This is a genomic window from bacterium (assembly GCA_023145965.1).
GTDB lineage: Bacteria > UBP14 > UBA6098 > UBA6098 > UBA6098 > UBA6098.
Window position 1 is genome coordinate 1 of the sequence record JAGLDC010000114.1, and the last position, 12,014, is coordinate 12,014.

13 protein-coding genes and 1 pseudogene are annotated in these 12,014 nt (G+C 44.4%); 1 reads left to right on the forward strand and 13 read right to left on the reverse strand.

Annotated features, from left to right (window positions below):
* Nucleotides 1-34 precede the first annotated feature (34 nt).
* Nucleotides 35-340, reverse strand: a complete 306-nt coding sequence (locus tag KAH81_09870; protein ID MCK5833959.1) for a hypothetical protein — start codon at nt 338-340, stop codon at nt 35-37.
* Between the two features lie 229 nt (nt 341-569).
* On the opposite strand from KAH81_09870, the gene KAH81_09875 reads away from it, so the two are divergent.
* Nucleotides 570-752 (forward strand): hypothetical protein, encoded by a 183-nt coding sequence (locus tag KAH81_09875; GenBank protein ID MCK5833960.1) that lies wholly within the window; start codon nt 570-572, stop codon nt 750-752.
* A gap of 309 nt (nt 753-1,061) precedes the next feature.
* On the opposite strand, the gene KAH81_09880 is transcribed toward KAH81_09875, so the two are convergent.
* From KAH81_09880 to KAH81_09935, 12 genes and pseudogenes are all read right to left on the reverse strand, one after another.
* Entirely contained in the window at nt 1,062-2,384 is a 1,323-nt protein-coding gene (locus tag KAH81_09880) for an ATP-binding protein (GenBank protein MCK5833961.1), read from the reverse strand.
* Nucleotides 2,385-2,462: 78 nt separating this feature from the next.
* Nucleotides 2,463-3,308, reverse strand: a complete 846-nt coding sequence (gene dinD, locus KAH81_09885; protein MCK5833962.1) for a DNA damage-inducible protein D — start codon at nt 3,306-3,308, stop codon at nt 2,463-2,465.
* A gap of 33 nt (nt 3,309-3,341) precedes the next feature.
* Entirely contained in the window at nt 3,342-3,563 is a 222-nt protein-coding gene (locus tag KAH81_09890) for a hypothetical protein (GenBank protein ID MCK5833963.1), read from the reverse strand.
* Nucleotides 3,564-3,621: 58 nt separating this feature from the next.
* The gene (locus KAH81_09895; protein MCK5833964.1) at nt 3,622-3,966 is read right to left on the reverse strand and encodes a hypothetical protein; all 345 of its coding nucleotides are present in this window, start codon (nt 3,964-3,966) and stop codon (nt 3,622-3,624) included.
* A 13-nt stretch (nt 3,967-3,979) separates the two neighbouring features.
* Nucleotides 3,980-7,546, reverse strand: a complete 3,567-nt coding sequence (locus KAH81_09900; protein MCK5833965.1) for a hypothetical protein — start codon at nt 7,544-7,546, stop codon at nt 3,980-3,982.
* A gap of 98 nt (nt 7,547-7,644) precedes the next feature.
* Nucleotides 7,645-8,118, reverse strand: a complete 474-nt coding sequence (locus KAH81_09905; GenBank protein ID MCK5833966.1) for a hypothetical protein — start codon at nt 8,116-8,118, stop codon at nt 7,645-7,647.
* Nucleotides 8,115-8,915 (reverse strand): hypothetical protein, encoded by an 801-nt coding sequence (locus KAH81_09910; GenBank protein MCK5833967.1) that lies wholly within the window; start codon nt 8,913-8,915, stop codon nt 8,115-8,117. Before KAH81_09910 ends, KAH81_09905 begins: the two co-directional genes overlap by 4 nt.
* A gap of 280 nt (nt 8,916-9,195) precedes the next feature.
* Nucleotides 9,196-9,447, reverse strand: coding sequence for a T9SS type A sorting domain-containing protein (locus tag KAH81_09915; protein ID MCK5833968.1), 252 nt, complete (start codon nt 9,445-9,447; stop codon nt 9,196-9,198).
* Nucleotides 9,448-9,663: a hypothetical protein gene (locus tag KAH81_09920; GenBank protein ID MCK5833969.1), complete on the reverse strand. Its 216-nt coding sequence runs from the start codon at nt 9,661-9,663 to the stop codon at nt 9,448-9,450.
* A 32-nt stretch (nt 9,664-9,695) separates the two neighbouring features.
* Nucleotides 9,696-10,299, reverse strand: a pseudogene (locus tag KAH81_09925) (integrase core domain-containing protein).
* Between the two features lie 119 nt (nt 10,300-10,418).
* Complete coding sequence (locus tag KAH81_09930; protein MCK5833970.1) at nt 10,419-10,607, reverse strand: hypothetical protein; 189 nt, start codon at nt 10,605-10,607, stop codon at nt 10,419-10,421.
* 471 nt (nt 10,608-11,078) lie between these two features.
* Nucleotides 11,079-11,972 carry a DMT family transporter gene (locus KAH81_09935; GenBank protein ID MCK5833971.1) on the reverse strand — a complete coding sequence of 298 codons (894 nt, stop codon included), beginning with the start codon at nt 11,970-11,972 and terminating at the stop codon, nt 11,079-11,081.
* Nucleotides 11,973-12,014: the final 42 nt, after the last annotated feature.

A 12,014-nucleotide genomic window follows, 5' to 3' on the forward strand; every position in this document is an offset into this window, starting at 1 on the left:
GAAAATATCGCGCCAGCCGTCGGCCGGTGCCGACCTACGTGACTTCCACAGTATCCTCGCTGGCAATCCCCGGCTCCATCGCTGCGTTGTAGGGCGTCGCGCGATAATGAAAAATCCCCGACGCCTCCGGTTCTCCCGGCTCCGGCTGCCCAGGCGTCCAAATCTCGGAACTCGGCACGATACCCAAATCCTTAAACTTTTGCGAATCCGCGCCCAAGGTCATTTTCGTTATGTCGTGTAAAATTCTGAGTATCGCGGAATGCTTATCGAAAAGGACTCGTTTCGCGGCGTAAGCGTCCGTAGCCTCCTGCGACTCGCCGTCCTCGACTCCGGCATTCACAACGGCGGTATTCCAGTCCGCGCCGCCGGTCTGGCATCGGAGCAGTTTATCGCCGACGATATCCAGTTCGACCGCGTGCGTATCGACATTTGCGGACAGAAGCTGCACTCTTTCGAGCCGCTCGCCGTCGGTGTCAGATTTAACCTCGTCTAAGAGCGATTTAAGTCTTAAATTGTATTAAAACGGCCTGAAATTCTTAACAGACGCGCTTAGTTCTTGCGAAAACGCAATGAAAACCGATTTCAACGAGCTTATTTCCTCTATAAACGCAGTTATATTATACCTAAATGCCCGACCTATAAGCACTTACGGCGATTTTGCCGTTTTTCGTTCCGTAGGGGCAACGCCTGCGTTGCCCGTGATTTGCGGTCGAGGCAGGCCTCGACCCTACGGCATTTTTCACGATTATTGACCGATACGCGCCTCCTCATTATAAATTATACATTCTACATTGGACATTATTCCAAACCCGTTTCCGGGATAACATGAATTAAAACTATGCAAAGAACGAATCGTTCCGTAGGGGAGGGTCTGAGACCCTCCCGTTTTTCATATCACGATTATCGTAATTCGGCGACGGGCGGGTCTGAGACCGCGCCCCTACGCAACATCATCGCGGGATAACATGAATTAAATCTGTGTAAAGAACGAATGACGCGGAGCGTCTATTTAACCCCACCCACGCCGAGGCGGAGGCGCGCATTTTTCAAAATTTATTACCTCATTCTTGTTCTTTTTCATATTTTTCAATTTGTTCGATGTAATAATCAGGGAAACTTTTTACATTTTCGAAAATCATATCCCAAGGAATACCCAAACATTTAAAGATATGATAAACAAAACTAATTTCAGAATCTATTGATAAGTCAGGGACGGTTATAATATAATCATGTAGAGAAGGAATATCTATTGTGCTTCTTATTATAATTGGTATCCCCATTTTTTCTATATAATCTAAAAAATCAGGAATATCAAAAAAAAGAGTTATATTTGTGTTTTGTTTTACTCGGAAGATACAATCAATCCTGTCTCCGTAGTCAATTAAATCGAAAATATTTCTGCATAGAGAAATAGCGTTAGAATACGCATACATAAAGTTATACGCATTTAATATCCATATTTGATCTTTGAGATATATCAAATAACGGCTATATTTAGTGAATGTATCGCTATTCGCGTATTCAACTGGTAAATTTGAACTCGGGAAAAGAAATCCAGATAACACAGTGGAGAATTTAATATTTCCATTTTGTGAAAGGACCAATTTAATATAAGGTTTCAATATATCATAAGGGTTTTCGCGTAACATGAAAGTATAAGAACAATAGGTTGAAGAAATACTTAAATAAGGAAGTTTTGATTTTTTAGTTTTTTTTGTTAGAGTATCTCTAAGGGCTATTAATTTGTCGCAAAATCCCTTTGAGGAAAATCCTTTAATAGAAAAAGAATTAAATGGTTTTGGCATTAAGAAACTCTCTAAATATACATTTGAACTGTCAGGTTGAATATCTTCAATATCGTTAGTATAACTAGATATTTCTTGTTTTAATAATTCTCTTCGCTCAAACAATTTTTGTATTGAATATCTGTCACTTTCAGGTATTGGGTTTTTACCTGTGTTCACTCTCCTATATATTCTTCCATCTTGCGTAATATAGGGAGAATCAAGCCCCCTTTCTACATAGGTAATTAAAACGAAATAGTTCCTTTCTGTATTTATTAGTTTTGTTTTAAAAGTTGGTATAGGCGTAATCCCAGTTTTAATTATATCAGTTATCCTCTGTTCAGGTTCATCTCTATCCTCTTTTGGAAATCCTGAAATATCAACTGCTCTATTTTGCGAGTCTGTCTTTATCCCAATAATAAACCAACCCCCATCGCTATTGGCAAAAGCGGCTATTGAGTGTGCTATTTTTTTATTCTCAATAAATTTCTCCTTATACTCCACAAACCAGCCTTCTGTAACTTCATTATCAATAAGCTTTTGTAAGTCTGAGACATTAATTTCTGAAATATCTTTGTCGAATGGATTAAAATCTCTCATATCCCCAGCCCCGTTTTTTCTTCCGAGGCCTTTGTTATTCGTTTCGCCTTTTTTAATGTTCCGCTGGTGTCCGGCATACTATTTCTCACCCCCGGTTTGCAATTCCTTTTTCTTTTTCCGTTCGAGTTTTTTTATGCTCTCAGATGTCGGTAAATCCTCGGGCATCGTGCCGCCAAGTTCCTCTATCGTTTCACGGACTTTTTTGCCGACTGTATAATGTGTTATGTTTGCGGCATCTTTGCCCTCTATCCCGTCGCGCTTGAGTTTCTCCTCGGTTTGTGTCGCGCGGAAAAGGTTCGCGGCAAGCTCGGTGCTTCCCATGTGGTCGAGAATTTTCTGCGATTTTTTCAATCCCTTGCGAATGTGGATGCCTCCTGCGGTCAAACCGCCGTAAAGCCCTTTATAACCGTGGTTCTGGAATATCGCGTAGTCCTTCGGCTCGATCACTCCCGCGCCTTTTGCGGCTTCGGCGAGTTTCGTATTGTGCGTTTTTATCTCATTCCGCAGGATTAAGCGGCGCTCTTTCTCAATTTGCTCGTCGGCGAGTTCCTGTCTGCGGGTTTGCATCGCGAAGTATGTTTGCCCTACAGCTACAATGTCTTTTCGCGGGTCGGCATTCTGGATAATCAAATAGCAGGCGTAGCGCGAAAGCAAAACAGAATTTACCTCGCGCGTAGCGCTACTGCCGATTTGGACCATATCGTTGACGTCAACGAAATGGTCTTCGATTCGGTTGCCGCTGTTGAAACAAGCTATTCGAGCTTTTCGGACTACGGAGTCAAAATTTCGATAATCGCCATATTCGAGGATTTTCGCCAAATCGCGGCTGTTCCAGAACTCGTTCCCGGCGTCGGTTACCCTTTTTATTTGCTCAAAGGGCGAGATATGTTTGTCGTTATTCGGTTTTTCGATTTCGTTTGTCATACTTTTTTCCTTAAAAGAAACCTTTCGGGCTTTTCATATTCCCAGCTCCGGTTTTTGTTCGGAGGTTTTTGTTATGCGTTTGGCGCGGTTGGGCGTGCGGTCGTCGAATGCAATGCGGGCCGTTCTCGAACGTCCCCTACAATCTGTGGCCGAAAAATCCGTAGGGGCGGTTCGCGAACCGCCCGTTTTATTTTCGCGGTCGAGGGATTTCTTTGCGATAGTTATTTTAGATTCGTATAACATTATACAATACAATATACAATACAATTTGGAACAATATCTGTCTGATATCAAGCGATATTAAAAATATCTTTCAAATAACCCGTAAGGAATTATTCCGCTTTTCGCACGGCGCGGCGTTGGCGTGCCTTTTGCCCCGTCGGCCTGTGGTCGGCGAGGGGGAATTTGCGATATATCCGTTCACGCCCGATTCCGCAACGGGATTGACTGATTCACCCGCTGGAACACCCGATTCGCCGACGGGGATCATTAATTCATCGCCTATAACGCCCGATTCATGGGCTTTTACGTGTATTTCATTGCCGATTTTTACCATTTTAGTTTCTGGTGCGCGGGCTAAATCGCCATTGCCGAGTGAAATTTTCCTATGCCTACCGTGGACACATAGAATGTTGATATTTGTTGTTCGATTATTCATTTAGCTTTGATAATTACATGCATATTAAATCGCCATCACAACTAACGTCAACGGTTGCTGTATTAGAATTAGCACTGGTTCCGCAGCTATTGACCGCTCTTACCCGATAATAAACAACATCGAGACAGTCGAAATCGTATGCCAGACCCTCTATTTGTTTCTCAGTGCCACCTACCATCATGTCACTTACAAGCATAGAAGAAAAACCAGAATCTTCAGCGACATCTAACCTATAACTTGTCGCACCGGATACCGCACTCCAACTGGCAAGGAAACATGGATCCCCGTCGCCTATATCCTCGGGATTCACTGGCGTATATGCAGTGGGTGCCGAAGGTAAACTTGCAGCGGTGGAAGCCTGTAGAGCCATCCAATCGGCGCCGTCGTAGTAATCTATGGTGTTTGTGACCGTGTTATAAATCATCAGTCCTTCGGGCGGCGAGGAAATTGCGTCGCGCTGCACGCAGGTCATGCGTGGTGGCAGAAAACCCTTCGTTGTGGAGGAGACATCCAGTATTGCAGCGGCGTTTGGCAAAGCCGTTCCGATTCCGACGTTGCCGTCACCCCGAACTATGAGGTGATTCGTCGCGTTGCCCTTGCCCGCTATAGCGAGATAGGACGTATTATCCGCTCCGGTGGCATAATATGTGAAACGTGCATTGTTATTAAACACCGTGCTTCCCATGCGAAGCATAGTTTCAGCGGAACCTGAGTAGGTCTTGCGAATATCAAGCATCGCAGCCGGCGTTGTCGTTCCGATGCCGACGTTGCCGTCGCCGGTTATTGCCATAAATGAACCAATGCCCAGCCCCCCCGAATAAGCCGACCAGGATTTGAAAAGTAATTTGCCTAAGCTACTGAAGTTTAAACTAACATCGTTTGACGATTCTGCTTTAATAAACAAAAACTCCGAAGGACTGCTTCCAAATGACGCAACACCAAATTCATCGCGCACATCGAGTTTGTAATCCGGGCTTGTCGTTCCGATACCGACGTTGCCTGCGGAGGTTATCCTCATTTTCTCCGATGTATTCGTAGTGAATTTCATAGCATCATCATTATTGTCGTATATCAACTTACCGATGTCTGGATCGCCAGCATCTCCAAAGAGAATACCGGCTTGGTCATCAACAGATAGAACATTCAGAAAACAAGAGCCATCTATCGTGAATGCAGCAACTACTTCCGATGCTTTTGTTATTCCTACTCCATCCAGGTCAACATCGAGAATAACATCAGGTGTTGTCGTCCCGATTCCGACGTTGCCGGAAACTGCAGAGTATATATTAGAGCCGCTGACAGTCCAGTCGCCGTCGCTGATGCTACTCGGAGCTACCCATGTGCCGACACCGGTCACATCGGATTGAAGGATTTTTCCTGCGGCTGGAGAACCGCCACGCAAGCGAATCTGGCCGTCGACATCGAGTTTTTCGGTGGGTCCAGTGACTCCGATTCCGACGTTGCCGTCTGAACCACGCACGAAAACATCATCATTCAGATTAATGTCAACATTGCCGCCATCGCCCAGTTTGACGTAATCCTGAACTCCTTCGTAGAGGTTGACCAGGCATTCATTTCCGATAATTGCTTGGAGTTGATCTGTTAAGAAATGTAATTTAGTATCGCTGTCACCGTTATGGTTTATATAATTGTCGAAACCAGCAGTTCCTGCGACATCGAGTGTAAAGTCCGGGGTTGCTGTGTTGATTCCGACCTTTGCCGATATTATATTCACTTCATCGGTTGCCTGATTATCGAACTCAATTCTGCCTCCAGCAGAGCTTAATCCAATCCAGTCATTATCTGTCATAACTATAAGGTAATCAGCATATAGAATGTCTGCGAATCTGCCTGTTCCATTAACATCTAATTTATGACTTGGTATTGTTGTTCCGATTCCGACGTTTGCGGAATTGCCGAGGATTACGGTATTTGATTGAGCCAAAGTCACATTTGCGCCAATCGCAGTTGCGTTTGTTATTACTCCACTAGAATAAGAGGCATTTGCTCCTAAGAATGTATTGCTGCTTCCACTTAACGAAGTGCTGACATGGTAACCGGCACGATAACCGCTTGCGGTGTTGTCTGAACCGGTAACTGCGCCTGTGCCAAGTGCTTTGAGGCCAACCGCAGTATTTTGTGAGCCAGTATTACGCCAGAGTGCCTCTTGGCCAATTGCTGTATTGAAATCTCCTGTTGTTCCAAAACCCTGTGATTCCATTCCTACTGCAGTGTTGCCTGATCCCGTTGTTTTTGTTAAAAGAGCCATCATACCGATTGCCGTGTTGTTTTGACCCGTAGTATTTGCAGAAAGTGCCCTCCTACCGATTGCCGTGTTGTTTCGACCCGTAGTATTTGCAGAAAGGGCGGTAGAACCAACAGCCAGATTAGAGGGAATAACTCCAGCTCCTCTTCCTACTGTATGTCCGTGTATCAGTGCGTCTGCAGCATAAACTTCGAGTTTTGCAGCCGGTGTTGTCGTCCCGATTCCGACGTTGCCGGAAACTGCAGAGTATATATTAGAGCCGCTGACAGTCCAGTCGCCGTCGCTGATGCTACTCGGAGCTACCCATGTGCCGACACCGGTCGCATCGGATTGAAGGATTCTTCCTACGGCTGGAGAACCGCCACGCAAGCGAATCTGGCCGTCGACATCGAGTTTTTCGGTGGGTCCAGTGACTCCGATTCCGACGTTGCCGTCTGAATCTATTCTCACTCTTTCAGCCGGATAACTCCAAGCTCCATCGGAAGAGTTATGCGTATAGAACGCAAGAGCGCCGTCTATACTGGCTCCTCCGTCATTTTCTATGACACTCGTTATTGCTGCAACAGGCAAGTTAGATACAGCTTCTCCATATCCTTTAAATATGATTCCGGCACCCGAACCGATAGCATCGGTATTGTTATAGTTCAATGTCAGGAGATCAGTAATTTCCGCGCTTGTTCCTGTTTCATAAATTTCTACTTTCGTCCCCGGGCTTTCCGTTCCGATGCCGACATTGCCGCTCGACTCATCGAGGTACAATATCTCGTCAGGCGTGGGCAGTTCGTCGTTGTAGAAGCGAATGTCGCCATAAACAGTGGTCATCTCGACGCTGTTATCCCCCGCCTGATAGACCTCCTCGAGCGTATTCGCCGATGTGCCACCGCCGGTGGGATTGTAGAAATTAAGCGCGACCTTAGCCTCGCCGATCCTTACCTCTATCACCTGACCGATGACCATGCCTGTGTAAGTGTCACCGGCAACCGAAGCTACACCATTTGCGGCCGGCTTAAGCCAATCGCCAATACCAACTGTTCCGGTTGTCTGCACCCACGCGACGCCGGAGGTCGCGATGATATAATCCGTGCCTTCATATCCGACAATCACGCCCATGGCATCTGGATCGTCGTCGGCGCAAGGCGCAACAATATTAGTGCCGCTCGCTTTGACGACAAGACCGACATTATCAGCGGGCGTGCCAGAACAGCCGGAACATGTTACCGAGTATTTAATTATATCGGCGGACATCAGCGGTGCGGTAATTGTTAAAATAAGAACTAATGCCAACAACGTATAAGTCAACCTTCTTGTTCTCATGGTTTCCGTCCTTTTATTAGAATATAAATTTTTTCAAAATCCCACGGGTGCCTCCTATTCGAAAGGGGCACCCTAAATAGTATGTTATTACTGGTTAATCACCTGTGCAATGAATTCACCCGGTGTGCATTTACAATCTTCATACGGGCTTTGAGCGACTGCGCGACGACATAGTATGTCGTCTCAGCGGTCGGTTTCAACACCCTGCGGAGTTCCACGAGGCGAATGGCCATCATCGTTAGGTATGCCATCAAATCGGTCTGGCCCATAAACGCGCGGAACGCTATCATCAGGTCTTTCAGTGCGCTCGGCCGGAAAGTCCGGTGCTGCGCGTTCGGGTCGAAAATCATCTCCTTATACGCGTTGTTCGTGTCCCGCGTCCAAGTCCATGTGTCGTCGAACGCGCGGATTTGCGCGGAGGCGTCGGCGCCGGCGTCGTCTTTGAAAATCACGTTATACGCGCATTTGGAGTTGAAGGGCGGGTCGAGGTAGATCAAATCGACGCATTCATCGGGGAAATATTCCCGATTCCGCAGGATTTCAAGATTGTCGCCGTAGTAGAGGGTGTTCATTTATTGGCCTTTTTTTTCAATTTAGGTAAAACATCTTTCACTATTTTTTCCATAAGACCCGAGCATTGCGCTTTCCAAATAATAGCTTCAGATGGTTTGTAGCACTTAAAGAATTCGCACATAGCTTCGATACAAAAAAGGTGGCTACAAGGATGTAAATTCAATGCAAGGAAGAAAGCATTATCCATTCTTGGCATGATTGCCCTTGATACAAGTTGATCTCCTAGAATGTCAGCACCTCCTTGAATCATCCTTTCGGGTGTAAGATGAGCACCTTGTTTGTTTAATAAATCCCATTGTTCTCTGTATTGGTCGCGTTTTGGAAATTTCTGCAATATATAATTCAAAGCTCTTGTACGAACGGCTTTCCATAAATCTTTTCTCTCGGATTCGGAGAATAAACTCTCTATTCTTTTTGCATTGATATTAGATTTGGTTGGGAAAGATAGTAAGACTCTCCATTTATTATCTTCATTGAGAGACATGTAGCGAATTATAATTCCAGCTTCATGGACAACCCTTTGCATTGCTAATGATTCTGCGGGCAAACCCACTCTTAGAAGCGCTAAGGATGCAGACAGCGCAGTATCGGCCGTTGTTACAATTTGTATTACTGCGATAACGAATTTGCGGTTTGCTTCATCCAATACCTTCATTGCAGTTCTATCTAATCCAATTTTTCCCGCTACTCCCCATATTTCAGAACATAATTCGCTTATGAATCCGAATTCTTTATCGAAGTCTCTTTGAAAGCAATTTTGGATACCAATTATATTTGTGACAGTATCAGCAGACATTCATTCGTTCCTTTCGGACGCGCATTTGGAGTTGAAGGGCGGGTCGAGGTAGATCAAATCGACGCATTCATCGGGGAAATATTCCCGATTCCGCAGGATTTCTAAATTGTCGCCGTAATTGAGAGTGTTCATTCTTTACTCCGTTATTCAATTTCGTTACATACACAATATAAAATGCGGATTTCGGGAGCGCAAGGATTATATCTGCCCGATATCGAGCCAGCCATGATCGGCATCGGCGAGCGTTTCGTTGGGGCGGTTCGCGAACCGTGTTGCCCTGCTATTTCAAAAGAATAAATGAGGTTGTAGCCGTTGTGGAATTGTCGCCCTGAAGCATAACATGATATAATCCGCTTAGGAGGTCGAGCGAGATAGGTATCTCCGTTTCGCCATTCGAAATTCTCACGTTCGATATCGGTTCGGTGACTATGTGGCCAGAAATGTCGAAGATTTTCATATCGGCGACACAATAAATGTCACTCGAAATAGTGATCTTCCCGACGGAATTGAACGGGTTCGGATGAACATCGATTTACAATTGCTGCGGCAATCCTCGAACACCTTCACTAATATATAAAGACCGAATTTCCAGATATTTCGTCATAACCATGTCGGCAAGCAGTTCCTGTAGCGAGCCGAGGGTATCGAGATCGGGAGCAATCAACGAACCCGATCCGATAAGCGCATCGACACGCGCCCAAATCTCCTCTTCCGTAAATCGAAATCTATCGAGGATTTCATCGAGCATCTATGAATCGACGGTATATATTCCCGTGTATATTAGGTATTAGAATCACCAGCGTTATACAATTTATCGGGATAAAAATACTCGATTAGTTTTTCCATTGGAGTAAACCCTCCGATACCTTTATGTGGTTTTACCGAGTTATAACAGTTGAGATAACGCTTGAGTTCATTGATTCTGTGTGCCGATGAGTTAAATCGAGTTTTATCATGCCATTGCTCCATAATTGTTCTAAACACTCTTTCGGCTTTACCGTTTGTTCTAGGCGTCCTTACCCGCGTAAACCCTTGTTCTATCTTATGTTCTTTGCATGTCAACATGAATTCGTGATGATTCGACCGTTCCCTTGATTTCTTTTTCTAGCATTTTGATTAAGCGTTCCACCGATTTGCGAACTCGATTTCTCTCTCGACTTTCTCAAGTCGCCTGATACCATACTTAAGGCATCTAAACCGAGCATTTGTGCTCTTATGAATCGAAAAATCTCTGACGCGCTCGCTCTAATATCTTGTAAACTCTGGGCCTCGAAAAATGATAATCTTGTGCAAGGTCGCAGACTCTTCCTTTCTTTTTGAAATGAGCGTCATAAATCTCTTGTCGTTGGATCGGCGTTAGCCGAGTCCGTTTGTGAATGACCATTGGATACCTCCTGTTTTTTTCATCAAGGTAAGCATCCCGAAATTGTAAACAACCCTAATATATCCTACATAAATCGCCAAGGCTTGTGTTGTCCATCGTAAGATACATATTGTTTATGATTAATGATGCCGTATTACCTCTAATGACATAGTGATTAACATAGAATCATCTAAGACTTCCTTTACGCCAATAATTGTCGTATCTATTGCATAGAAATTCGTGTCTATAGCATCTGGATCGGAAGCGTCGATTTCAATAAGGGTGTTAGTGCTGGGGTAGCAGGTCCAGAGCGTCGTATCGGGTGCCATTGCCAGCCCGCCAAACTCATAATCCCCGTGAAAAGTCCACGTTCAGGCTGTCGTAGGTGGCTGTCTGCTGGCCATCGGCCATCGATACTCCGCAGAGCAGGGCAAGAGGGAGCAAATAAAGAATTGTGTTTTTCATGAGGTTCCTTCTAATGAAATCGAGTAGTATTTGCCAATTAATCATTATTCCCAAAAAAAAATTAGCTCTAAATCAATAATATTCGGCAATCCCAAAAATATCAAGCAGTAGTTTTTAGTTTTCTTCATAGTAATGCTCCGCTTTGCTACGCCATGCTATTCGCGCTGTCGCAAGAGTCGAGCTGCGCCCATGTGAAGTCCGCCGCGCCGCCCAGCGCGGTTGTCAACGACACACATATCGCCTCGTTCTGCTCGTCCCGCATCTGAAACCAAGTGGCTCCTGTAATACTCGCGATACACATTAAAACGGCAATTAATAAAAAAATTATTAATTTTCTATTTACCTAGAGAAACCAGAATTGCTCCGCCCACGGCAAGAACAATACCTAAAATTCTAAGTGCTGTCATTCGTTCTTTGAGAAATACTCCCGCTAAAATAAATATAAAAATATTGCTTGTTTGATTAAGTGCAGCAGCTGTCGATGCTTGTGTGAATTTCATCCCCGCTATCCAAAAAATCATTGCTAGATAAGTTCCAATTATTGCTCCTGACAGCGTAAATTTAAAGCTTCCTGCAGATTTTAATGAACCGAGAATTAATCGGCGTCTAGGACTAAAGATTAGGAATAAAAAAAGCGCTAAAATCCCACCAAATATTCGAATTTCCGTTAACCAGAGAAGAGGTAGTATATCAAGATATGGTTTAATAATAATTACACTGAGCACAATAGCAATATTCGCTGAGATTGCAGATATAATTCCTCTTTTCCAATTACCGGGAGGAAGCTTCGCTCGCTCGAAATTAGCAGTGAAGATCGCCGATAAAATTGCAATAACTCCAATAAACTGCACTACCGTAAGACTTTCCCCCAAAAATATATACGAAAGCAGAATAATAGCAGGGCTATATACACAACCCGCTATCGCGGAAAGCCCGGCCCCAAGGTTATTTAAACCCACAAAAAAAAGCGTATCTGCAATGCCAACACCTAAAATTCCGCTTACCAGTAAGGCAATATAGGCCACAATAGGTGTGGAAGATGACGGTAATTCGGAAAAGATTAATATCGTAGGTATCAGAAGAACGAAGGCTAAGCAACCTTTGAATAAGTTGAGAGCTATTGGATGGACACTTTCGCCGCTTCTTTTAAATAAAATAACAGCAAATGCCCACACTACCGCTGTTATAAGCGCTATTATCTCACCCATATAATTATGAAGTTCTATCATCGTGCGGCGAATGATATTCGAATAATTAGATTATGCAAGCAC